Source organism: Citrobacter sp. B72, assembly GCF_016894305.1.
In the GTDB taxonomy this organism is placed as follows: domain Bacteria; phylum Pseudomonadota; class Gammaproteobacteria; order Enterobacterales; family Enterobacteriaceae; genus Citrobacter; species Citrobacter portucalensis.
This window is the reverse complement of the sequence record NZ_CP069801.1, coordinates 871,584-894,532: the sequence shown is the minus strand read 5'-3', so window position 1 is coordinate 894,532 and position 22,949 is coordinate 871,584. Positions and strand designations below refer to the sequence as shown.

The window sequence follows — 22,949 nt, the reverse complement described above, 5'->3', positions numbered from 1 at the left end:
CTCAGGAATGGACAATATGGGTGCCCGTTTCGCCGCGCAGTGCGGCAGGCAGGCATTCCGGCGTGGTGATGATCACTCGTTTACCGCCACGCTCCAGAAACGCCAGGCTGGCAACGATCTTGGGTAACATGCTGCCAGGCGGGAAATGTCCCTCCTGCATGTAACGGGTCATCGTTGCGACATCCACCGTATCCAGCGCCTGCTGGTTGGGTTTGCCAAAATGAATACAGACCTGCTCGACGCCGGTGGTGATCACCAAAATGTCGGCGCGGATCTCCTGCGCCAGTAGCGCCGTGGAGAGATCTTTATCAATCACCGCGTCCACGCTCTGGTAATCCCCTTGATCGCTACGCACCACCGGGATCCCGCCGCCGCCCGCGCCAATAACCACAAAGCCTTGCTGGGTCAGCGTTTTGATCGCCTCCGCCTCGACAATGCGCTTCGGTTGTGGAGAGGCGACTACCCGACGGTAGCCGCGCCCCGAATCCTCAACAAAGCGCCAGCCCGGATTGACCCGCTGCAGTTCATCACGCTGCACTTCGCTAAAGAACGCTCCAATGGGCTTGGTCGGATTAGCGAAGCCCGGATCGTTTTTGTCGACCTCCACCTGCGTGACCACCGTAACTGCCCTCTGCTCACCGCGCCGCGCCAGACGGTTATTCAGCGCCTGTTGGATCAGATAACCGATACCGCCCTGCGTATCGGCAACGCAGTTTGCCAGCGGGGTAAGCGGCAGCCCTTCACGCTCGTGCGCGATTTCCGCACGCCGCAGATCCAGCCCTACCTGTGGCCCGTTACCGTGCGTCAGCACAATGTTGTAGTCCGATGCCAGCATCTCCAGCACCGTATCCGCTACCGCTTTCACCGCTTCAGCCTGGTGTTCAATCGACTGGCTGGCGTTATCTTTGATAATGCTGTTGCCGCCAATGGCAACGACCACAAGTTCTTTCATAGTGTTATCTTCCGCTTGCAGGCAATTCAGGTCGTTTTCGTCGGTTCCTGCTCAGGCGCAGTCACCGCTTCACGGCTATCAAGAACATGCTTGAGGACAAACATGCCGCTCATCATCAGGTAGGCCACAACAAACATCATTGAGCTGCCTTCCGCAAAGCCAACCGCCGGGGAGTGGATCACGCCAAACAGCGATAACAGCGCGCCAAAGGCTGCGGCAATCGCGCCGCGCAGCGGCTTGTTCATAATGGCGAAGATAGCGACGCAGCCCCAAAGCATGCTGGCCAGCGGTGCGCCGCTTCCCAGATGCACCAGTCCGTCGTAATAGACACCTTTGCTGTGCAGCAAGTCACTACCCAGTTTCCCCGCGGAAGTTCCGGCGGCACCCATCACGCTGTTGACGATGGTCAATGCCCAGTTGGCGATCCACGGGAACAGACAGATGAAGATAACGGGAACCTCGACTTTGGGCGTTTCTCGCACCACCTGGTTGGCGGTCACCACGCCGATAAACACCAGAATCGGCACTATCGCGGTCATCGGAATAATGGCGAGCATAAACGCGCCCAGCCCAAACAGTGGCACCAGGAACATGGTGATGCCTGAAGCGAGGGTATAACCGATGCTGGCCCCCATCGCTTTCCAGCCCGCATGCCCAACATATACGGTCACCGGGAACGGGTTACCCAGCATGCAGCCGAGCATGGAGGCAAAGCCGTTCGCCATCATGACCTTACGGGTGTTGTACTCATCCCCCGCCGCGTGCGCACTTTCAATGTTCTCAAGGTCAAAAATGTAGTTCGCCAGGCCCAGAGGAACAGCAGAAGCCAGATACGGCAGTGCGTGCGGCAAACCTTGCAGGAAGCTGTCGACATGAATTTCCGGCGGGTTGAAGCCAAAGGAAGACATCGACGCTTTAATGGCTTCCGGGCTTTGTAAACCGGAGATCCACGCCAGGGCCGTACCGGCAATCAGCAGCAGTAAACCGGTAGGAATACGGGCAAAAATCGGCTTCTTACCGAACCAGTTAATGAAGATCAGCAACAGGACGATGAAAGAGACGGTCGGCGCTTCGAATGCCTGCAGCATCGGGTTCATCGCCAGCAGCAACAGCCCCAGGCCGGACAGACAAGAAAGCAGTACCGTACGCGGGATCATCTTGCGGATGGTCTCGCCCAGGAAGGAGCCACCGACCAGGATCAACGCTTCGACAAAGCACCACACCAGGGCTATCTGGATAGCGAAGTTGGCATCTTTGGTTTGCTGATAAACCGGCATCAGCACCAGGAAGGTCACGGTGAAGATTGACGGTGCACTCGGTCCGGACGGCAGCGCCGTTACGTCGTTACGCCCGGTGTGCTTAGCCATCTGCAGACCAAACCAGGCGTAGCAGACGCTGGCCACCAGCACCGCCAGACCAAAGGCAGGCGCAATGCGACCATAGACAATTTCGGTAGGGATCCCGACGACAAAAATGAGCAGTCCCATCATTGTCAGCAGGTTAGTCAGGTTGTTGGTCATCAGCCCAAAGTAAGCCGCCCAGTCACCACGTTTCCATTCTAGTTTTATGCTGTTCATGGAATATCCTTAACAGGTTAAGCATCGTTTGCGATCGCGGAGATCGCCCAGCCCTGCAGGTAAGCAACGTTTTTCGCTTCGCTACTGTGGGGCTAATCGCGTTAGCCCCGGTTATTGTTATTGGCAGTAGCGGTCGCGCCAGTTGAGGATCGCCTTTTCAAAACAGGCGAACGGCGGGTGAACTATTCCGGCGCCGATCATGCCGATCCCCGCATCTTTGTGCGCAATGGCGGTGTTGATCACTGGCAAAATGCCGGTGCTGCCCACGCGCGTAATGTCGATAGCGGTCGGTACGCCCATAAAACCAAGCAGCGGAATGGTGACGTTGGGGTTTTCGCCGAGAGTGATTTCTCGCATCTGGCGAGAGAAATCAACGGCCTCTTCGACCGTACCGCCCACCAGCGCTACGATGGCCGGTGCCGTCGCCATCGCGAAACCGCCAATGCCGTAGGTTTCTGTTATCGCGCTATCGCCGATATCACGTCCGGAATCTTCCGGCTTGTAGCCCGCAAACATCGGCCCAATCACCTGCTGTGCCGGACCGGTAAACCACTGGCCCGGTAAACCGCTAATGCGCAGACCGAACTCAACGCCGTTGCGCGCCATCGTCGTCACCACGGTGCTGTATTCAATACCGTGTGCAGCGTCCATTGCGGCTTTACACATCGCCATCCAGGTCGGTCCGGAGAAGTAATCACTACTAAGGACGAACTCGAACACCTCACGTTGCTGCTCAACCGGATAACCGGTCTGAATAATCCACGGCGTCAGCGCCTGAATCAGCAGCGCCGTCCCGGCATTGTTGCGGTTATGGCACTCATCGCCCATGTGCAGCGCCTGCGCCAGCATCAGACGCAGATCGATTTCGCCCGCCAGCTTCATAGCGTCGCGCAGCATCGGTCCCAGCACATCGCGCATCCAGTGCAAACGATCGATAACGCTCTGATCGTTCGCGCCCATGCGCAGGATCTTCGCCATCTGCTCGCTCATATTGGTATATGCGCGGTTGCCATAGGTTTTGTTCTCGACGATGTGCATAAACATCGATGCCGATGTCACGCCCGCCATCGAGCCGACACAGTCATGCTCGTGGCACGGAGAGAAGATGATTTCACCCGAGGCGGCCAGTTCCGCGGCTTCATCCAGATCTTTCGCCAGCCCTTCAAAGACCAGCGCCCCGGTTACCGCCCCCTTCATTGCGCCGCACATTTTTTCCCAGCGGATTGGCGGCCCGGCGTGCAGGATGGTGTTACGGGTCATGCCCGGCACGACGTTGATCGCCTGGTCATAGCCAATCAGCACCGGATGCGACTGGATAATGCGTTCCAGCGCCTGCTGGTTAGCGGCCGCGATTTTGTCTGCCAGCGGCGAATCGGCAATGTCGTCCAGCGCGGCCACGACCTGCATGTTGCCCTGGCCCGGCGGCGTCCAGTCGAGCTGGGTCACCGGTACGTTCTGCTTTTTCAGGTCATCGCTGAACATTGCTATGCCAACGTTAATCACGTTCAGCGGCTGGTTAAACAGTGTCTGGCTCATCAGGCTTCCTCCCCTTTACAGATAAATTCACGCGCCAGCAATCCTGTGTTGGTGCTACTGCTCGCCCAGATAACCCCGGCGTCGGTCAGCATCTGACACTGTTTTTCCAGCGACGGCGTATCAAGATCGGTTCCCAGCACATAGCCGAGGATCTCAAGCGGACGACCGTCTGCGACGGCGATCGCTTTGGCTTCAACGATCGCATCGAGCATCACGCCAACCGGATCTTCATGCGATCCAAATCCAAGGACGAAGTCCATCACGATCACGCCAACTTCAGGATCGCGCGCTTCCTGTAACAGACGACTAATGCGGTTGGTGGGATCGATCATCGGGTGCGGTTTGCCGTTGGTAAAATCGTCATCACCGAAATCGAGGAAGGTATGCGCCACGCTGCGGTTGAGATCTTTCAGGCGGAATGCCGGATCCGGATGAATGTTGCTGTAAACTTCGGCATGTTTTTCCATGGCAGCAAACATCGCCTCATCGCACAACGTGCCGCCACAGAACAAGCCACGGATGTACTTTTGCTGTGGAGTCAGACGGGCGCGAACCTCTTCAATCAGCGGCCAGTTGAGCGGATGCAGATCCAGACTCTCTTTTTTCACGCCGGTCAGCAGTACCGCTTTCAACGCCGCCTCTTTAGTACTGCGGGCAAACTGCAGGCCTTTTTCATCCGCAGGCGCGGCTTCACGTCCGAGGAAACACACCACCACGGGCTTATGACAGGCGCGCGCACGTTCCAGCACCTTGCGCGCCACCGCTGGCGCAGGCGGTTTGGAGATAAGTGCGATGATCTCAGTTTGCGGATCGGCCTCCAGCATGCCAATCGCGTCAAGCATCATCAGGCCGCCAATCTTTTCACTCAGATCGCGTCCACCTGTGCCAATCAACTGGGAAATTCCGCCGCCAAACTCGTGAATGCGTACGCTCAGCTCCTGGCTACCGGTACCGGAGGCACCAATAATTCCGATGTTGCCGCGACGCACCGCGTTGCCAAAACACAGCGCCGCGCCGTTAATGATGGCGGTTCCGCAATCTGGCCCCATCATCAACAGTCCTTTTTCATGCGCCAGCTGCTTAAGCGCCAGCTCGTCCTCAAGAGAGACGTTGTCAGAGAACAGCATCACATTGAGGTTATTTTGCAGAGCCTGGCGCGCTTCACGCGCGGCAAACAGGCCATTGACTGAGATCACCGCCAGATTGCTCTCAGGAACATGCTTCTTCGCGCTGGCAAGCGTGGCATAGCGCGCTTCATGCTGGCCACCCTGCTCTTTATGCGTAAACAGATCGTCAATCGCCACCAGCGTTTGGTCGTTCGCCGCCTCGCTGGCGCCTTTAATGACAATCATCAGATCGCCACTTTTCGCCTCTTCCAGCTCAGGCGTCAGCAAGCCGAGATTCTTCAGCACACCCTTATTCATCTCTGTCGCCATAGCCACAAACGCCTGCTCAACGCCATCGAGCTTATTTGCGCGCGTGGAGATAGACATCAGTGAGACAGAATCAAAATACGTGTTCTTTTTAACAACTATCCTGATCGACATAATTCCCTCCGGACCTGTGGCTCAGGGCGCAGGCATCCGCCATGCCATACAGCATGTCGCAGCCAGAACTTGAACCGATATTTTTAATGTCAGTAATATATTGCGTAGAAACGAGTTGTTGCTCAGTAATAAATTGGTTCAGCAGCCGGCCGATGCTTTCCCGATAACGCTGATTAAATGCTTCCTCTAGCGTTATTTTGCTAAGTAGCGTTGTATTATTTCCTGCGCGTTGCAATGCCGCTAAAAAATCATCTCGATATTTCCTCAGCGGATGCCCGGAAATAAATAAAATGGTGCTTAAGCCTACTAAATAATCATCCGATGAGGGCGTCAGCCCTATCCCCAAACCAATTAAATGGCTGACCGCCGTAGTAATATTTTCTCCTGTACGCAACGCTATCAGTAATGTTTGTCGGCGGTTGAGTAATTGACGGGTGATTTCCTGATAAAACGGATTGTCACCCCGGTACAGAAATAATGTGTCGTCGCTTTTTAGCTGTTGGCGGATAACATCTTCCCAATGCTGCCAGCCGACTGCGGCAAGGCTTGCTGCATCAGATGTCCACCGTGGTATTCGCCACAGCAGGCAACCGGCGGTTTCTATCCATTTATCATTGCCAACAACTATTCCCGACCCGCTAAAATTGACCCGCTCACCGGGGTGAAACAGGTCTTCACAATGCGTCAGCGCCAACCGACAGCTGTTAGGTGCGTTATCACAATCCTCACTCAGTAACGTCAACAGCCGCTGCTGTTCGGGTATCAACAGGTTTACCGCGTGAGAAAAAACCTGTTCAACCCGTCCCGTTCCCCGGAAAGTGAGAAACGCGCTGTCTGCGGTTAGCGCCCGTACGCATCGCCGTGATGGCGTAGCGATAATGGCGCTCCTGTGTCAGGCTCCGGCCGCAATCAGCAGCTCGGCAATTTCGTGGTACCCTTTCTCTCGCGCCAGTTCCAGCGGGGTTTTACCGTATTTATCCGTCATGTGCGGGTTTGCGCCATGGTCGAGCAGCAGCTTAACGATCTCCTGCTGCTTCGCACCGCCGTCATTTAGCACGATGGCTTCCAGGAGCGGCGTCCAGCCAACAAAATTAGTATGGTTGACATTGATATCGGTACGCAGCAGCAGCTCGCGCACGATCTCGACATGACCTTTTTCGCTGGCTGGTGTAATACCAACGCCGCCAAAACGGCTCAGGCAATTGAGATCGGGGTTCGCCGGTAATACCGTACGCAACAGCGTTAAATCATTCGTCAGGCAGCTAATCAGGAAGGGGTTAAAACAAGTTTGATCTTGTTTATTAATATCGGCACCCGCAGCAATCAATAAAGAAACACAGTCATAATGTTTATTCAGGCTGGCAATAATAATGGCAGTACGCCCCTGGCGGTTAGTGGCGTTAATATCCACATTTTTTGCCAGACAGGATTTTAATCCATCGGCATTGCCCTGTTCTGCCGCCAGCAGAAATTCAGTAATGAGTTCTTTCTCTGACATAATCGCTCTCCTGCAGTTTTTTAGACTTTTTAAATATCCGATAACCTGAGAATAGCAATAGAGTGCAGAGAATAACATCCGCTTAAATTTCATTCATCGTTAGCGCATCGATTATTGAATCAATTTTAACAATGAGGACAAAACGTGCTGTAGTGCAATCTTTCCCTTATGGCTGGGCCCCTTTTAGCCACTAATCAGTAGTCCGGGAAATCAGGCGGTATGCTGCACGGATAGCGGCCTGCAATTAAAATACAGAAGTGTGATTGCCTTCAAATCAAATGTAAAACTGGTGTTAAATTCTGTTCAAAACTGATTGCTCTGTATAAGGATTACAAATACATTCAACAATCATCGTGTTGCGGATGCGCATTGTCGCCGGAGGGGAGAAAGATGAATTCAATATTTACCGAGGAAAACCTACTGGCATTTACGATGGCTGCCCGCTATAGCAGTTTCAGCAAGGCGGCGGAGGAGCTTGGCTTAACCACATCGGCAATTAGTTACACCATTAAGCGCATGGAAATGGGTCTCGACGTGGTGCTGTTTACCCGCAGTACTCGCAGCATTGAGCTGACCGAGTCCGGGCGTTACCTGTTTCGCAAGGCGACCGACCTGCTCAACGATTTCCACGCCATCAAGCGCAGCATTGATACCATCGCTCAGGGAATTGAGGCTCGGGTGCGCATCTGCATTAACCAGCTGTTGTATACCCCTCAACATACGGCGAGGCTGCTGCAGGTACTCAAGAAACAGTTTCCAACCTGCCAGATAACCGTCACTACAGAGGTGTATAACGGCGTCTGGGATTCGATCATCAACAACCAGGCCAATATCGCCATTGGCGCGCCCGATACATTACTGGACGGCGGCGGAATTGATTACACCGAGATCGGCGCGATCCGTTGGTCGTTCGCGATTGCCCCGGATCATCCGCTGGCGTTTATGCCTGAACCCATTTCTGAGAGCCAACTGCGCCTGTACCCGAACATCATGGTGGAAGACACCGCACATACCATCAATAAGAAGGTCGGCTGGCTGTTACACGGACAGGAGTCGATTCTGGTTCCCGATTTTAATACCAAGTGCCAGTGCCAGATCCTGGGGGAGGGCATCGGTTTTCTGCCAGACTATATGGTGCGCGAGGCGATGGAAAAGTCGTTGCTGGTGACACGGCAGATCCACAACCCGCGTCAGGATTCACGAATGCTGTTGGCAACCCAGCATTCGGCAACCGGTCGTGTCACTCAGTGGATTAAAAAAGAGTTTGGCCCGCAAGGGATACTGACGGGGATTTATCAGGATTTACTGCATCGGGCGTGATGCACCGGATGGCTGTTATACCTTCCGGTGCATATTAGATAATCAGGCGCGGATATCGTCGTACTCGCGGGTTTTATCAAATTCATGTTTGGCAAACGGGCACAGCGGAATAACTTTGCGGTTTTCAGCGCGCATCTTCTCTACCACTTTCGCCACCAGCTGTTTGCCGACGCCCTGACCTTTCAGACTGGGATCGACATCGGTATGTTCAATGATGCTCAGATGCTCGCCCGTCGGCACGAAAACAATCTCGGCAACCTGGTTGCCCTCAGCATCATTGACATAAAACTTGTTATGGCCGGCAAGAATTTCCATGCTTCCCTCACTCATTTTTGGCGATATTTCAGCGCACCGCTCGGACAGGTATCGATGACCTTGATGACCGTAGCAACGTCCACTTCATCCGGAATAATCCACGGTTTACGTTTCAGGTTAAACAGCTTCGCGCTTCCCCGCACGCAATTGCCCGAATGCTGACACATCGCCGTGTTGAAGTAGACGTCAATCTTCTCGCCGGTATAGGCCCGGTAACCTGCATCCAATAGTTCCTTATCCACGACATTGCCTCGCATTTTTTTATTGTCTGGGTCTAATCATAGACCTATGCGAGGCTGAAGGAAGCGGCTGAAAGCAGAAATATCATTCAGGCTTTTTCTGTATCGACGGCTGCGGCTCTGGCGGCAAATACTCCAGCATCGCAGGCGTCGGCGGCGGGAGGCGGTTATCGGCAATATCCCTGTCCACATCGATATGACTGATTTCGCCATTCTCATGATGGTGGACCGTCAGCACCCTCGCCTTGTTCAGTTCCGTAACCAGCTCCCGGGTAATACGCAAACTTTCTGCCAGCTCATGGTCTTCAAGCCCGGGTCTGCGACTGCGGCGTTCGACCCGAAAACGAAACTGGTTGTACTTCGCCCAGCCAATCAGCACCAGGCCGTTGACCAGGGCGACAAGGATATAAAACGTGACCGTATCCAGCGTGGTGAAAAAGGGTCGCACACCCATATACGGTGAATGCGCCAGGGCTGTGATCAGCCCTTTATAGATCAAATAGATAAATCCAACCCATGCGATGACCGTCAACAACACATCGATGATGCGCGGCAGCAAACGCCGCTCCGTGAAGATCAGTGGCTGGTTCATGATTCAATCCTCCCAATACCGCGGTCTGGACTCACCCAACGCGCTCTGCCACGTTTGCGTTTGAGCATCACTTTCGGGAACGCGACCAGCGTGGTGAACAGGCTTAGCATCCAGTACACCACCGGGAACCAGATAATCCAGAACAACGAGGCGCCAATGCCTTTTTCATAGCGTCGTTCAATCATCAGGCTCACCGCAAACTGCAGCAAGCACACCACGCCGAGGATAAGCCCGGTAAAGGCTGGCGGGAAAAGATGCTGTACATACAGCGAGTCCGGCATCGGGATCATCAGTCCTAACAGGAACAGCACGATACTGATCGCATAGGCAAAAGACCAGGCGGTAGAAAAACAGAACTCAAGAAACAGCGGCCACATGCGACGGAACTCCCACGACCACAGACGACGCATGTTAACGATAAACACCTCTGCACCCCCCTGCGCCCAGCGCAAACGCTGCTTCCATAGCCCTTTTAATGTTTCAGGCATAAGGATCCAGCACAGTGCGCGCGGCTCAAAGAATACCGACCAGTGGCGCAATTGCAGCTTCCAGCTGATATCGATATCTTCGGTGATCATGTCCGGGCTCCAGTAACCGACCTCGGCCAACGCGCGACGACGAAACGCCGCAACTACGCCGGAAACGGTAAAGATCTGCCCATAGACTCGCTGAGTACGCTTAATTAAGCCGATAATGGAAGAGAACTCACCGACCTGCACACGACCGATTAACGTAGAGCGGGTTCGAATACGCGGGTTCCCCGTCACTGCACCAACGCGCGGGAACTGGATCAGCGGAGCCACAATATAGGCAACGGCATCACGATCCAGTAACGCATCGCCATCAATGCACACCAGGTAATCACTGCGCGCAGCGGCTGCACCGGTCTTGAGCGCCAGCGCTTTACCCTGGTTTTCAGCCAGATGAATCACCCGCAGGCTGGGGTATTCCACTGCCAGTTGTTCCAGCACGTCGTGAGTGTCATCCGTCGAGCCATCGTTGATGGCGATCACTTCGATATTCTTATATCGCTGTGCCAGTGCTGCCTCAATGGTTTCACGCGCGTTGATCCCTTCGTTAAAACAGGGGATCAGAATGGAAACCAGTGGATTCCCCGGCAGAGTCGGTGGTGGCGTGTCATCTCCCCATTTCCAGTGACGTTCACGGTAAAACCAGAAATAGACCCCGCCGCTTATCCACAAAGCAGACATGAACAAAGGCCAGAAGAAGACGAAGTTCAACATCACTTCACCTGTAAAGATGACAGCCACGCCAAACGGCAGGCTGAACATCAGGCAAAGTATCAGGAAAGCAATAATGCGATCGGTCATTTTTGCGGATACCAGTATGAGGAGAACGTCGAGCGAATCTCTGACATCTCAGGTTTGTCGCTGATGAAATCATCCGGGTAATAGCCGTAGTTACCTGCACCGCTTAATTTCAGCTGGCGCATCCATTCGGCTATTTGTTTTCCGCTGATTTCAGCCTGATCCCCGGATTTACGCCAGTCTCGTGCCTGCAGTTCAAACACGGTTTTATCCAGCGCCCCAGGGGTTTGTGCAACGGCATTCACCAGTCGGTCAAGCCATGCGTTGGCATCATTGGCCGGGATCTGTTCCATGAATGGCATCGCCATCGGCGCCGTCCAGTCATAGGTATTGAGGAAATCATTCAGGTTTTGTGCAAACCAGGCTTCACTTTCAGGCTCCAGTACCGGCATGGCGTAAATATTGCGCGCAGTTTGCACCTGTGGACCGCGAATATTACGCACCGTCCGGGTCAGTTGTTTGGTGAAGTCAATAAGCATCTTACTTTTCAGGCGAGTCCAGCGCTCGAACGCCTGAGGATTATTACGTATTTGCTCGATACTGCCCGGAAGCCCTGCGGCACGGTAGGCGGCTAACGCCTCCGGTGACGCATCTTCAAAATCCGTCAGGAAAGCATCGTCATGAAACAAAATACCTTTGAAGCTGGCGTGCTTCGCCAGGTCTTCATAGATTTCAGTGATGCGTTTGCGCGCTTCGCTGTCCCAGGGCGAGAGACGAACATAGTTCTCATGATTGATAGCAGTGCGTCCCGTTTTCGGATCCCATGCGGTTACGCGTGGAATGGACGCGTCGAGATCGAAAGCCAGAACCGGCATCCAGGCATACACCGTCACCCCGGCCCGCGTTTGTAACTGCCAGGAGATATAGTTAAAGAGATCGGCACGCATCGGCAACCAACGGTTAGGGAAATAGAGTTCGCGAATATTCCCGTCGCCCTGCGGATCGGCGTACGCTTGCAGGAAGACATGAGAAATACGCATGTCATAAACGCGCTGGATCAGCTTATCGATATTTCGCTTCTGCTGAGCAGGGTCTTTGTCATACACGTAATCCAGATCGACATGCATCACGCGCATCGTCTGCGGTTCACGGACCTGAGCGACCTGACTGGCAAAGCGCTTAAGGGATGGGTTATCAGAAATCAGCACGCGCGGAATATCATCGAGAAACGCGGCATTCGCCAACCCTTCATTAAGCGTAAAGGCCATCTTATAGCCATGCTCTTTGGCCAGGTTTAACGTTGTACCGTTGGCTGCGCCGTAAGGCCATACCCACGCGCGCGGCGATTTGCCGGTCACCGCTTTGATCTTGTTAGTGATCAGAGAGATATCCGTGTTTATACGTCGCGTGTACTGTTCGTCCGTTTCGTAAGTGCCGGTTTTCTTATCATACAGGCGGTTCGCCACAGCGGGCTCTTTACTCCCCTGCGGGTTGGCCTCAGCGCCAAAGTGCGAGTTCCAGGTGTGCGCACCGACTTCCACCAACGGCGACTTGCCCATTTCTTCGACCATTTTCCAGGTGGCGAATTTATCTCGCGCGGTCATTAAGCCGCCAAAATCGACTTTTTTGTTGGCTGGCGCATCAACCCAACTGCCTACTGGCGCCCAGAGCGCAGGCCAGTTGTAGGCTTTCAGTAGCGGCCAGACGCGGGTATAAAAACTGCTATATCCATCGTCAAAGGTGAGCAGTACCGCTTTTTCCGGCAGTACAATTTTACCGTCATGGGCGTCCAGAATTTGCTGCACGCTGATCGGTTGATAGCCATTATCACGCAGCCAGGCCATTTGGTCGCTCAACGCGCTGGTACGCACAGAGAGGTAGCGCTGGTCGGCTGCACCATCCTCCACATCATGGTAGCCGAGCACCAGAAAGCTATTTTTCGGCCACGGATGATCCGCCGTCAGCGGCGTTCTCTCTGCGGGAGGAACATAGCGAGGCGTTGTATTGTGCGCGCTGCTGCACGCGGTAATCATCAACCAGCCAGCGATTAATGCGCTAAGCCACAGGCATCTTTTCAGCATGAACAATCCTTAAAACCTGACATTTAAATCGAAAGCGAGGGAGATATTCCGCTCACGTTTACCGTCATAGGGGCGTTTATCCCAAATCAGCATCACCCCGCCGTCTACGACGTTGTTCCATTTAAGCCGTTGGCCGTATCCCACCTGGACGATAGCGCCTGCATCTTCACCTTGCTGCCAGTAGCCACCTACGCCAGCCAGACCTTGCTGCGTCCAGACGGTATCATAGTGGCGGTAAAGAACCTGCTCTGCGCTCAGGCCAGGGACAACCGAAAAATCACTCTTCGGGTTGTAATACGGAACATTTTCTTTGGTGTTGGTGCTCCCGCCGATACCCGGTGTAAAGTCCAGCGTGAAGCGCGGCGTGGTCCACATGCGCTCTTTTCCGCTGAGTCCATATTCGATGCGATCGTTACCGTCCGAGAAATGTGATGCGGCAAACGACAGTTGATATTCACGTCGTTCGTTTTGATACCAGCGAACAAACATATCGCCGCCGTTGGCATACACGCCGCTACGCAGCGCGCGCAGTGGCGTGTTGCGCGAAAGACGCTCGGCCGACCCACCAACGCGCCAGTTGTCATTGAAGTCATGCCAGCCGGATAGACGCCCGCCAATCTTCTGACCATCGCCATAATTTCGGCCAGACACTTCCATTTCCGCCCAGTAATCGCGGGAAGTCCATTCTGCACCCGCCGCCAGATCGCGGCTGATGCCCTTCCCTTCCTCAAATTCACCAGTAGCAAAGTTGAATCCGGTAAACAGTCGCCAGTTGTCATTAATCGGCGGACTGTAAATAGCCGTGTTGATGTTGAAGTCATTCTTACCGCTGACCGGGCTATCGGACGAGATCCCCTGCGTTCCGCTAATACGCACTTCCGACATTTTGTGGACATCACGAATACGCGCGAGGCGCAGCGTCGCTTCATCATCCGGGCTACGGGCAATAACGTCATCCGTCAGTTCATCTGCCTGTTTCCACTCCTGAAGATCCAGTGCAACGTAAGCCTGCTGACGTTCCAGCTCCAGGTTGCTTGGCTCAATGACTTCCGCCAGCTTAAGCTCTTTCTCCGCCGCATGCGGCAATCCACGCGCTTCAAGCACAGAGGCATAAGATATGCGCAATCCCTGGTTACCAGAGCCTGTTCGTGCCAGATGCTCTGCGAGCTTTTCTGCCTCTGGCAGTTCATTGGCAGCGATATGATATTGCGTCAGTAGCGACTGTCCGAGCAGCCAGTTATCGTTAGGCTGCGGCGTTGGCGAGCCATAGATACGCCGCAGATACGGACTCTCTTTGATCAAATCATCGACTTGTTTTTTGGCAGCATCGAAGTTTTCATTATCAATGTGCGCGTAGAACAGATCTTGTTGATCCTCAGGACTGAGCGGCGTCACCGGGATAGGTCCATTCGGGTAGTAGATGCTCGCCAGCATCGCTTCGGTTTTTTCCGGCTGGCGTTCGCTTAACCATGCTGATGCCACCCAGCGTTTTGCATAGTTTGGTACTTCGCCGCTTGCAGAAAGGGATTCATACTCATCAATCACTTCGGCAGTACGCTTACGCACCAACAGGGCACCCATACGGTCAATTCTCGCCCGACGGACATCATTCTGCGCAGACGGCTCATCTTTCCAGGCCGCCAGCAACTGGTCATAACGGGCCAGCGCTTTATCGGCCACGATAAACCGTTCTTCTTCATTACGTGCGGACGTATAGGAGGAGCGTACCATTTCAGCCGCCGCATCAAGCTCAAGACGGCGCTTCACTGGATCAGCCGTGGGAACGACCTCCGCCATATTTAAAGCGGGTCCGGAAACGCGGTTCGCCGACAGCGCAGATAGCAGCGTGGATTTTGCATTTTTGTTGCCTGGATCAACATCATCCGCCTGGCTGGCAACCAACAGTGCATCCCAGTTTTTCCCCTGAGAATGATATACGTAGGCAAGCAGTGCGTCGGAGTCTGCGCCCGGATGCGCCTGCGCCCATTTATTCGCTTCAGTAAGGGCTTGTTGGTTGTAGCGCGCATCCGCCAACGTCATTATCCAGCCGGTGCGTACATCCACGTTATCAGGCTCTTCCTGTAAAACGCTTTCCCACACCGCCAATGAATCATTCCAGTTTTTCTGGTTACGGTACGCACGTGCAGCGGCGACTTTGCCGCGCGCAGGCACATCCATCTGCCCACGATACCGCTGCCAGATTTGAATGGTTGTTTTATCGTTGTTCTCAACCCAACCAGAAACTTGCAGCCAGTCGGCAACCTGATTTGGCGTTAGCGCACTTTTCTTTCCCTGATCCTCAAGGTAGCGCAATAGTGGCGCACTATTCCCCCCCCGCGCTTCAATAACCAAAGCATCATAATCTGATACCGCAGCAGAGATTTGCATAGGGAAAAGAATGCTTGCCGTAAATAAACAGCTTACAGACTTAAAACGTTTAATGAAGTTGGCATGTCGACGCATACTGAACATATCTGCCCTTATATCTTACATCAGAGTAAAAATAAGCGTTTTCAATAAGTTACGGCCAATCCCTGACAGTTGCCGACCATGTAAGATGCACTGCCGCTTATTTCGTAATAGGGTTATGAAGCAATTAATTCTTTCGTCTTATTGACTACCCGCACCGCGTCCTCTAATCGTTGGACAGGAGGCATAAACTCGGGAATTTTATCACTCCATGTAGTTCGTGGCTACGCAATAAGAAAAGTCTTAGGCAAAAAAGTATTTTAGACTAAATAATCCTAATACTCTTGGGATTGAATTCTGGATTTAAACAAAGTTTGCCCGGTGACATCATGTGACGATGCTTACTATTGCTGGTTAGCATAGCTACACCGCGCAACTGTTTGCATGGTAACTATTTTGAGAGGTGAATAGAGAAAAATCTGATAATAGGCTCTCCGCTAACAACAAAATATAACTTAATTTTTAGGGCTCAAACAGGGCCAATGAAATGAAAATAAGGGTACAGGCGCAAGAAGAATTAGATACAGTAACAATGCGTTGAAATCAAACAACTTTATTTATCATTTTTCGAAACCTACCATAATTGGTATTTGGAAACTCAATCAAATACGTGCGTGAATAATTGTGTATTACTCTACCTGTTAATATATTTACCAACCTTGCGTACTATTGACAATATCAACCACAATCAATTATTTCCCCTTACAATATGCAAGCCTATTTGCATTACAAGCAACTGATAGAAGCATAATTTTTTGCACTTACCTTCCCCTCAGACTTTCAGGTAATCTGGGCAAAGACGCCAATGGGAGCCGGTCAATGAAAATCGTTAACGCAGAAGAAAAGCACATCCTCGCCATACGCGATATCTATGCACATCATGTTCTTCACGGTACCGGCAGCTTTGAAACCGACCCGCCGGATGCACACGAGATGCTTGCTCGTCTGGAAAAAATCCGCAGCCTCGGGCTGCCGTGGGTCGTCGCTCTGCAGGAAGATAAGGTCATCGGGTATTGCTACCTCACCCGCTACCGCGAGCGCTATGCCTACCGCTATACCCTTGAGGATTCGATTTATATTGCTCCAACGGCTCAGCGTCAGGGTGTAGGAAAAGCCTTACTGCGTCATGTGATTGGCTGGGCTGAAGCACAGGGTTATCGGCAACTGATTGCCATCGTCGGCGACAGCAATAATCAGGGATCGTTAAAAGTCCATCAGCAGGCCGGATTTACGCAAATCGGCACACTGAAAAACATTGGCTTCAAACATGGGCTATGGCTCGACACGGTATTGCTACAACGTAATCTGGGTGAAGGTAACAGCACGCTGCCACCGGATTCCGGTGTCGCTATCTAACGTTTTTAAGGATTAACTACAGGGAGAGAATTTTTGGAGCGGGCGAAGGGAATCGAACCCTCGTATAGAGCTTGGGAAGCTCTCGTTCTACCATTGAACTACGCCCGCATCGAAGTGCGTAAGGGATTATAAACCTTACGCTCTTCTTGGCAAGGGACTAACCGACTGACTGGCGATTAATTCACCGTCAGCATTTTGGCTTACTGCCCTGCGGCGGCAAATAACGCAGCGGATCGATAGCTGTCGCCCGGTAGCGGATTTGGAAATGCAGCCGCACCGTAGTCGCATCCGAGCTGCCCATCGTTGCGATTTTCTGCCCGGCCTTCACGTTTTGACCGTTGTTCACCAGCATGGTGTCATTATGCGCATACGCAGTGATGTAGTCCTCACTGTGCTTAATCATGATGAGATTACCATAGCCCCGTAGCTGATTACCGACGTAAACCACCTTCCCGGCGCCGGCGGCATAAATCGGTGTACCGCGCGCAGCCGAGATATCAATGCCCTTGTTGCCGCCGTCCGCGGTTGAATAAGGCAGGATCACCTTACCGCTGGCAGGCCACAGCCAGCAACGTTGCCCTACCGGAGGCCAGGAAGACTGCGGTACGGACGAAGACGGTCTGACAGCTGCCGTTTTGGTTGAGGATTTCTTGGTTGTTTTGCCAGAGTTAGAACTGGTTTTCGCGCCACCGCTGACCTTCAGTTTTTGCCCTACTTCAATGGTATAGGGCGGTGAAATATTATTCAGGCGGGCGATCTCTTTCACGCTGGTCCCGGTAGCGCGCGAAATACGGTATAGCGTATCCCCCCGCTTCACGGTATACACGGAGCCGGAATAACTTCCTGTATCAGACGACTTGCTCCCGGAACACCCTGCTAACAGCAGACCGACGCACAGCAACATCACGATACCCAGGCCATTTTTCTTCAGGCGTCCTGCACTCAAAACAATACCTCGCAACATTTTCAGACGCTTTATCATAGCAGCCAGAAACCGGATGCCAAATCATATCGCGCAACGAACCGTCGGCCCTGGCATTTCACACCCTCTGTTAATCAATCTGACTTAATTAAGCATATAATATGGATGCTTAAGATTGATGGTGGACGCTATGCGACAGGAACATGTCATTTTATTGAATGAGCAGGACCAACCCTGCGGAACGCTGGAAAAATATGCGGCGCATACCGCCACAACCCCCCTGCATTCCGCTTTCTCGTGCTGGATATTTAACGAGCTGGGCCAACTGCTGGTCACCCGCCGCTCGCTGCACAAAAAAGCCTGGCCTGGCGTCTGGACCAACTCTGTCTGTGGTCACCCGCAGTTGGGTGAAACCCACGAAGCCGCTATTGTCCGCCGGGCTCGCTTCGAACTGGGTGCAGACATCGACTCGCTCAGCCCCGTGTATGCTGACTTTCGTTATCGCGCTACAGACCCGAGTGGAATTGTGGAAAACGAAGTGTGCCCGGTTTATGCCGCACATATCGTGAGTCCGCTACAGCTAAACCCAGATGAAGTGATGGATTGCCAGTGGAGCAGTCTTGAGGATGTCTTAAGTGGGATTGACGCGACGCCGTGGGCTTTTAGCCCGTGGATGGTAATGCAGGTTGCAGACAAAGAAGCGCGTGCGCTGTTGCGGAATTACTGCCAACAAATTATTGCCTGATGGCGCTACGCTTATCTGGCCTACATAACGAATCGTAGGCCGGATAAGGCGTCAGCCGCCATCCGGCATTTCACATCTTACTTAACCGGGCGCATCGCCGGGAACAGGATCACGTCGCGGATAGTGTGGCTGTTGGTGAACAGCATAACCATACGGTCGATACCAATGCCCAGACCCGCAGTCGGCGGCAGACCGTGTTCCAGAGCGGTAACGTAGTCTTCGTCATAGAACATTGCCTCGTCATCACCCGCATCTTTAGCGTTAACCTGATCCTGGAAACGCTGCGCCTGATCTTCTGCATCGTTCAGCTCGCTGAAACCGTTACCGATTTCACGTCCGCCGATGAAGAATTCGAAACGGTCAGTGATTTCCGGATTTTCGTCATTACGACGCGCCAGCGGAGAAACTTCTGCCGGGTACTCGGTAATGAAGGTCGGTTGAATCAGGTGCGCTTCCGCAACTTCTTCAAAGATCTCGGTCACGATACGGCCCAGACCCCAGCTCTTCTCAACTTTGATGCCGATAGATTCAGCAATCGCTTTTGCAGAGTCGAAGTTATCCAGATCGGCCATGTTGGTTTCCGGACGGTATTTCTGAATCGCTTCGCGCATGGTCAGTTTTTCGAACGGTTTACCGAAGTCGAAGACTTCTTCACCGTAAGGCACTTCAGTCGTTCCCAGAACGTTCTGCGCCAGCGTACGGAACAGCGATTCGGTCAGTTCGATCAGATCTTTGTAGTCCGCATAAGCCATGTAGAGTTCCATCATGGTGAACTCTGGGTTATGACGAACTGAGATGCCTTCGTTACGGAAGTTACGGTTAATTTCGAACACGCGTTCGAAGCCGCCAACCACCAGACGCTTGAGGTACAGTTCCGGCGCGATACGCAGGTACATATCCAGATCCAGCGCGTTATGATGGGTGATGAACGGACGCGCAGCGGCACCGCCAGGGATCACCTGCATCATCGGGGTTTCCACTTCCATAAAGCCGCGACCCACCATGAACTGACGGATGCCAGCCATAATTTGTGAACGCACTTTAAAGGTATTGCGGGATTCATCGTTAGAGATGAGATCCAGGTAACGTTGACGATAGCGCGCTTCCTGATCCTGCAGACCGTGGAATTTGTCCGGCAGCGGGCGCAGCGCTTTGGTCAGCAGACGCAGTTCGGTGCAGTGGATAGACAACTCACCGGTCTTGGTCTTGAACAACTTACCTTTCGCGCCAAGGATATCGCCCAGATCCCATTTTTTGAACTGCTCGTTGTAGACGCCTTCAGGCAGGTCATCGCGAGCAACGTACAGCTGAATACGGCCGCCAACGTCCTGCAGCGTAACGAATGATGCTTTACCCATAATACGACGGGTCATCATACGGCCAGCAACAGATACCTCAATGTTCAGCGCTTCCAGCTCTTCGTTTTCTTTCGCGTCGAAGTCAGCATGCAGTTGGTCTGAGGTATGATCGCGACGGAAATCGTTCGGGAACGGGATCCCCTGCTCACGCAGGCTCGCCAGCTTCTCACGGCGCGTTTTCAGTTCATTGTTAAGGTCGGCTACCGCGTCAGCGCCCTGTACGTGTTGTTCAGACATGTTGGTTCCTCATAACCCTGCTTTCAAACTTGCTTCGATAAATTGATCCAGGCTGCCATCCAGCACCGCCTGCGTGTTACGGGTTTCAACCCCGGTACGCAGATCTTTGATGCGGGAGTCATCAAGGACATAAGAACGAATCTGGCTACCCCAGCCGATATCTGACTTGTTGTCTTCCATCGCCTGTTTCTCGGCATTCTTCTTCTGCATTTCCAGTTCATAAAGCTTTGCTTTCATCTGCTTCATGGCCTGGTCTTTGTTCTTGTGCTGGGAACGGTCGTTCTGACACTGCGTCACAATCCCAGTCGGGATGTGGGTAATACGCACCGCAGATTCAGTACGGTTAACGTGCTGACCACCCGCACCGGAGGCACGGTAAACGTCAATACGCAGATCCGCCGGGTTGATATCGATATCAATATCATCATCAACTTCCGGATAAACAAACGCAGAACTGAACGACGTATGGCGACGTCCGCCGGAGTCGAACGGACTCTTACGAACCAGACGGTGTACGCCGGTTTCAGTACGCAGCCAACCGTAAGCATATTCGCCAGCAATTCTGATGGTTACGGATTTAATACCCGCCACTTCACCTTCAGACTCTTCAATAATTTCAGTCTTAAAGCCGCGCGCTTCAGCCCAACGCAGATACATGCGCATCAGCATGCTTGCCCAGTCCTGCGCTTCCGTACCGCCAGAACCTGCCTGAATATCGAGATAGCAATCTGCGCTGTCATATTCACCGGAGAACATACGACGGAATTCCAGCTGGGCCAGTTTATCTTCCAGCGTGTCGAGTTCTGCTACGGCTTCGTTAAAGGTTTCTTCGTCGTCGGCTTCTACAGCCAGTTCCAGCAGGCCGGAGACATCTTCCAGGCCCTGGCTCATCTGATCGAGCGTATCAACGATGGCTTCAAGAGAAGAACGCTCTTTACCCAGCGCCTGCGCGCGTTCGGGTTCGTTCCATACGTCCGGCTGTTCCAGCTCGGCGTTTACTTCTTCCAGACGCTCTTTCTTGGCATCATAGTCAAAGATACCCCCTAAGAACGTCAGAGCGCTCCGTGAGGTCCTGAATGCGGTTATTTACCGGATTAATTTCAAACATTGTCTGATTTCTTTTATTGGACTAGTCAAAATGCGGTGATAAGAGCGGGATTGTAACTAATCCACGCCCTTTTTTATAGCGATTAGTGACGCTAAAGTGGCCAGATATTGTCGATTATAATCTGCAAACTACGGTTGCCGCGAAACTCATTAATATCCAGTTTGTAGGCAAGCTGAACTTCGCGCACGCCGTTGTCCGGCCAGCAGGTGGTATCGATGTTAAACGCAATGCCGTCCAGCAGCGGACCACCGCCTACGGGCTCGACCATTACCTTCAGATGACGCTCACCGACCAGACGCTGCTGGAGCAAACGGAAATGCCCGTCAAACAGCGGTTCCGGGAACATTTGTCCCCACGGTCCGGCATCGCGCAGCATTTGTGCGACCTCCATGGTCATCTCCGCTGCGCTCAGTGTGCCATCCGACACCACTTCACCTTGCAGTAAGGCGGGATCCAGCCACTCGGTAACCAGTTCGCCAAAACGCTGCTGGAAACGCTCAAACTGCGCCTCTTCAAGCGATAACCCCGCCGCCATGGCGTGACCGCCAAACTTGATGATCATGCCCGGATGAAGGGTGTCCAGGCGCTCCAACGCATCGCGCATGTGCAGCCCCTGAATCGAACGTCCGGAGCCTTTTAGCGTACCGTCACCTGCCGGGGCAAACGCTATCACCGGGCGATGGAAGCGCTCTTTAATGCGCGATGCCAGAATGCCGACTACCCCCTGATGCCACTCGGGATGATACATTGCCAGGCCGCCCGGAAGCGTATCGCTACTGCGTTCCAGCTTTTCACACAGGGTAAGCGCTTCGGCCTGCATACCCTGCTCAATTTCTTTGCGCGTCTGGTTGAGTGCGTCCAGCTCATTGGCCAGCACGCGCGCTTCACCAATGTTGTCGCACAGCAACAGCGCTACGCCAACGGACATATCGTCCAGACGCCCCGCCGCATTCAGCCGTGGCCCGAGGGCAAAACCTAAATCACTGGCTGCCAGCTTTAGGGGGTCGCGATTGGAAATCTCCAGCAGCGCTTTGATACCAGGGCGGCATTTTCCAGCACGGATACGGCTTAAGCCTTGCCACGTCAGAATGCGGTTATTGGCATCCAGCGGTACCACGTCCGCCACCGTGCCAAGCGCAACCAGATCGAGCAAATCCGCCAGGTTCGGCGGTGCAATGCCTCGCTCATCAAACCAGCCTTTGTCACGCAGGAAAGTGCGCAGCGCCAGCATCAGATAGAAGGCTACACCAACGCCTGCCAGCGATTTCGACGGGAACTCACAGTCGTGCAGGTTAGGATTGATGATCGCCTCTGCGCCCGGCAGCGTATCCCCTGGCAGGTGGTGATCGGTCACAACGACCGGGATCCCCAACGTTCTGGCATGTTCGACACCCGCGTGAGACGAGATGCCGTTGTCTACGGTGACAATCAGCTGAGCACCACGGGCATGGGCCTGATCAACGACTTCCGGGCTTAAACCATAACCGTCCTCAAAACGATTTGGCACCAGGTAGTCAACGTTACTGCAGCCCAACGCGCGCATCGCCAGGATGCTTAGCGCCGTGCTGGTCGCGCCATCGGCATCGAAATCGCCGACAACGATGATACGAGTTCCCGCACGAAAGGCGTTGTAGAGGATCTCAACCGCCTTTTCCACACCGTTTAAATGCTGCCACGGCAGCATTCCTTTGACGCTACGCTCAAGCTCCTGCGCGCTACGTACACCACGACTGGCGTATAAACGACGCAACAATGGCGGCAAGTCATCAGGCAGCTCGGCTGTCTCGTCGGCTTCACGCCGACGAAGTTGTATCTGTTGTTTCACGCGA

19 protein-coding genes and 1 tRNA gene are annotated in these 22,949 nt (G+C 53.4%); 3 read left to right on the top strand and 17 right to left on the bottom strand.

Going from position 1 to position 22,949, the window contains the following annotated elements; translation table 11 throughout:
- Position 1: 1 nt before the first annotated feature.
- The 6 genes from JQN59_RS04325 to JQN59_RS04300 form a co-directional block, all read right to left on the bottom strand.
- Positions 2-952, bottom strand: coding sequence for a carbamate kinase family protein (locus JQN59_RS04325; protein ID WP_008785727.1), 951 nt, complete (start codon positions 950-952; stop codon positions 2-4).
- 26 nt (positions 953-978) lie between these two features.
- Positions 979-2,529 (bottom strand): hypothetical protein, encoded by a 1,551-nt coding sequence (locus JQN59_RS04320; protein ID WP_003825560.1) that lies wholly within the window; start codon positions 2,527-2,529, stop codon positions 979-981.
- 117 nt (positions 2,530-2,646) lie between these two features.
- Positions 2,647-4,065, bottom strand: coding sequence for a DUF1116 domain-containing protein (locus JQN59_RS04315; protein ID WP_149608199.1), 1,419 nt, complete (start codon positions 4,063-4,065; stop codon positions 2,647-2,649).
- Positions 4,065-5,612, bottom strand: coding sequence for an acyl-CoA synthetase FdrA (gene fdrA / locus JQN59_RS04310; RefSeq protein ID WP_149608198.1), 1,548 nt, complete (start codon positions 5,610-5,612; stop codon positions 4,065-4,067). The genes JQN59_RS04315 and fdrA overlap by 1 nt, the downstream gene beginning before the upstream one ends.
- Complete coding sequence (locus tag JQN59_RS04305) at positions 5,590-6,378, bottom strand: DUF2877 domain-containing protein (RefSeq protein WP_149608197.1); 789 nt, start codon at positions 6,376-6,378, stop codon at positions 5,590-5,592. Before JQN59_RS04305 ends, fdrA begins: the two co-directional genes overlap by 23 nt.
- A 126-nt stretch (positions 6,379-6,504) precedes the next feature.
- On the bottom strand, positions 6,505-7,110 hold the full coding sequence (locus tag JQN59_RS04300) for an ankyrin repeat domain-containing protein (RefSeq protein ID WP_038633392.1): 606 nt from the start codon (positions 7,108-7,110) through the stop codon (positions 6,505-6,507).
- A 390-nt stretch (positions 7,111-7,500) separates the two neighbouring features.
- Here JQN59_RS04300 and JQN59_RS04295 point away from each other — a divergent pair, with 390 nt between their 5' ends.
- Positions 7,501-8,430 (top strand): LysR substrate-binding domain-containing protein, encoded by a 930-nt coding sequence (locus tag JQN59_RS04295; RefSeq protein WP_149608196.1) that lies wholly within the window; start codon positions 7,501-7,503, stop codon positions 8,428-8,430.
- A 42-nt stretch (positions 8,431-8,472) separates the two neighbouring features.
- Here JQN59_RS04295 and JQN59_RS04290 read toward each other — a convergent pair whose 3' ends face one another.
- From JQN59_RS04290 to pgaA, 6 genes are all read right to left on the bottom strand, one after another.
- Positions 8,473-8,745, bottom strand: a complete 273-nt coding sequence (locus JQN59_RS04290) for a GNAT family N-acetyltransferase (protein ID WP_003033869.1) — start codon at positions 8,743-8,745, stop codon at positions 8,473-8,475.
- Between the two features lie 11 nt (positions 8,746-8,756).
- Complete coding sequence (gene yjdI / locus JQN59_RS04285; protein WP_003825544.1) at positions 8,757-8,987, bottom strand: 4Fe-4S mono-cluster protein YjdI; 231 nt, start codon at positions 8,985-8,987, stop codon at positions 8,757-8,759.
- An 82-nt stretch (positions 8,988-9,069) separates the two neighbouring features.
- On the bottom strand, positions 9,070-9,576 hold the full coding sequence (gene pgaD, locus JQN59_RS04280; protein ID WP_149608195.1) for a poly-beta-1,6-N-acetyl-D-glucosamine biosynthesis protein PgaD: 507 nt from the start codon (positions 9,574-9,576) through the stop codon (positions 9,070-9,072).
- A complete protein-coding gene (gene pgaC / locus JQN59_RS04275) occupies positions 9,573-10,907 on the bottom strand; it encodes a poly-beta-1,6-N-acetyl-D-glucosamine synthase (RefSeq protein WP_003033859.1) in 1,335 nt (444 codons plus the stop codon). The genes pgaD and pgaC overlap by 4 nt, the downstream gene beginning before the upstream one ends.
- A complete protein-coding gene (gene pgaB / locus JQN59_RS04270) occupies positions 10,904-12,925 on the bottom strand; it encodes a poly-beta-1,6-N-acetyl-D-glucosamine N-deacetylase PgaB (protein WP_048215612.1) in 2,022 nt (673 codons plus the stop codon). Before pgaB ends, pgaC begins: the two co-directional genes overlap by 4 nt.
- 9 nt (positions 12,926-12,934) lie before the next feature.
- Positions 12,935-15,397 carry a poly-beta-1,6 N-acetyl-D-glucosamine export porin PgaA gene (pgaA, locus tag JQN59_RS04265; protein ID WP_057067439.1) on the bottom strand — a complete coding sequence of 821 codons (2,463 nt, stop codon included), beginning with the start codon at positions 15,395-15,397 and terminating at the stop codon, positions 12,935-12,937.
- An 816-nt stretch (positions 15,398-16,213) separates the two neighbouring features.
- On the opposite strand from pgaA, the gene JQN59_RS04260 reads away from it, so the two are divergent.
- A complete protein-coding gene (locus JQN59_RS04260) occupies positions 16,214-16,750 on the top strand; it encodes a GNAT family N-acetyltransferase (protein WP_100271941.1) in 537 nt (178 codons plus the stop codon).
- A 34-nt stretch (positions 16,751-16,784) separates the two neighbouring features.
- On the opposite strand, the gene JQN59_RS04255 is transcribed toward JQN59_RS04260, so the two are convergent.
- Together JQN59_RS04255 and actS are read right to left on the bottom strand one after the other, a co-directional pair.
- A tRNA-Gly gene (locus JQN59_RS04255) sits at positions 16,785-16,858 on the bottom strand.
- A gap of 79 nt (positions 16,859-16,937) precedes the next feature.
- Entirely contained in the window at positions 16,938-17,696 is a 759-nt protein-coding gene (actS, locus tag JQN59_RS04250; RefSeq protein WP_020996306.1) for an amidase activator ActS, read from the bottom strand.
- Between the two features lie 166 nt (positions 17,697-17,862).
- On the opposite strand from actS, the gene idi reads away from it, so the two are divergent.
- Entirely contained in the window at positions 17,863-18,417 is a 555-nt protein-coding gene (gene idi / locus JQN59_RS04245; RefSeq protein WP_048215592.1) for an isopentenyl-diphosphate Delta-isomerase, read from the top strand.
- A gap of 77 nt (positions 18,418-18,494) precedes the next feature.
- Here the strand turns inward: idi and lysS are convergent, their stop codons facing one another.
- The 3 genes from lysS to recJ all read right to left on the bottom strand — a co-directional run bounded on the left by lysS (position 18,495) and on the right by recJ (position 22,945).
- Positions 18,495-20,012 carry a lysine--tRNA ligase gene (lysS, locus tag JQN59_RS04240; protein WP_005123357.1) on the bottom strand — a complete coding sequence of 506 codons (1,518 nt, stop codon included), beginning with the start codon at positions 20,010-20,012 and terminating at the stop codon, positions 18,495-18,497.
- Between the two features lie 9 nt (positions 20,013-20,021).
- A protein-coding gene (gene prfB, locus JQN59_RS04235; protein WP_100194817.1) for a peptide chain release factor 2 occupies positions 20,022-21,120 on the bottom strand; the annotation gives its coding sequence in 2 pieces (ribosomal slippage) (positions 20,022-21,044 and positions 21,046-21,120; 1,098 coding nt in all).
- A gap of 91 nt (positions 21,121-21,211) precedes the next feature.
- Positions 21,212-22,945, bottom strand: coding sequence for a single-stranded-DNA-specific exonuclease RecJ (gene recJ / locus JQN59_RS04230; RefSeq protein WP_149608194.1), 1,734 nt, complete (start codon positions 22,943-22,945; stop codon positions 21,212-21,214).
- Positions 22,946-22,949 lie beyond the last annotated feature (4 nt).

What these genes read in the sequence shown, in the direction of transcription:
- lysS (WP_005123357.1), bottom strand. Translation starts at nt 20,012, where the DNA reads ATGTCTGAACAACACGTACAGGGCGCTGACGCGGTAGCCGACCTTAAC.
- JQN59_RS04300 (WP_038633392.1), bottom strand. Translation starts at nt 7,110, where the DNA reads ATGTCAGAGAAAGAACTCATTACTGAATTTCTGCTGGCGGCAGAACAG.
- JQN59_RS04290 (WP_003033869.1), bottom strand. Translation starts at nt 8,745, where the DNA reads ATGGAAATTCTTGCCGGCCATAACAAGTTTTATGTCAATGATGCTGAG.
- JQN59_RS04315 (WP_149608199.1), bottom strand. Translation starts at nt 4,065, where the DNA reads ATGAGCCAGACACTGTTTAACCAGCCGCTGAACGTGATTAACGTTGGC.
- pgaC (WP_003033859.1), bottom strand. Translation starts at nt 10,907, where the DNA reads ATGACCGATCGCATTATTGCTTTCCTGATACTTTGCCTGATGTTCAGC.
- JQN59_RS04295 (WP_149608196.1), top strand. Translation starts at nt 7,501, where the DNA reads ATGAATTCAATATTTACCGAGGAAAACCTACTGGCATTTACGATGGCT.
- idi (WP_048215592.1), top strand. Translation starts at nt 17,863, where the DNA reads ATGCGACAGGAACATGTCATTTTATTGAATGAGCAGGACCAACCCTGC.
- pgaB (WP_048215612.1), bottom strand. Translation starts at nt 12,925, where the DNA reads ATGCTGAAAAGATGCCTGTGGCTTAGCGCATTAATCGCTGGCTGGTTG.
- JQN59_RS04320 (WP_003825560.1), bottom strand. Translation starts at nt 2,529, where the DNA reads ATGAACAGCATAAAACTAGAATGGAAACGTGGTGACTGGGCGGCTTAC.
- pgaA (WP_057067439.1), bottom strand. Translation starts at nt 15,397, where the DNA reads ATGTTCAGTATGCGTCGACATGCCAACTTCATTAAACGTTTTAAGTCT.
- fdrA (WP_149608198.1), bottom strand. Translation starts at nt 5,612, where the DNA reads ATGTCGATCAGGATAGTTGTTAAAAAGAACACGTATTTTGATTCTGTC.
- pgaD (WP_149608195.1), bottom strand. Translation starts at nt 9,576, where the DNA reads ATGAACCAGCCACTGATCTTCACGGAGCGGCGTTTGCTGCCGCGCATC.
- JQN59_RS04260 (WP_100271941.1), top strand. Translation starts at nt 16,214, where the DNA reads ATGAAAATCGTTAACGCAGAAGAAAAGCACATCCTCGCCATACGCGAT.
- JQN59_RS04325 (WP_008785727.1), bottom strand. Translation starts at nt 952, where the DNA reads ATGAAAGAACTTGTGGTCGTTGCCATTGGCGGCAACAGCATTATCAAA.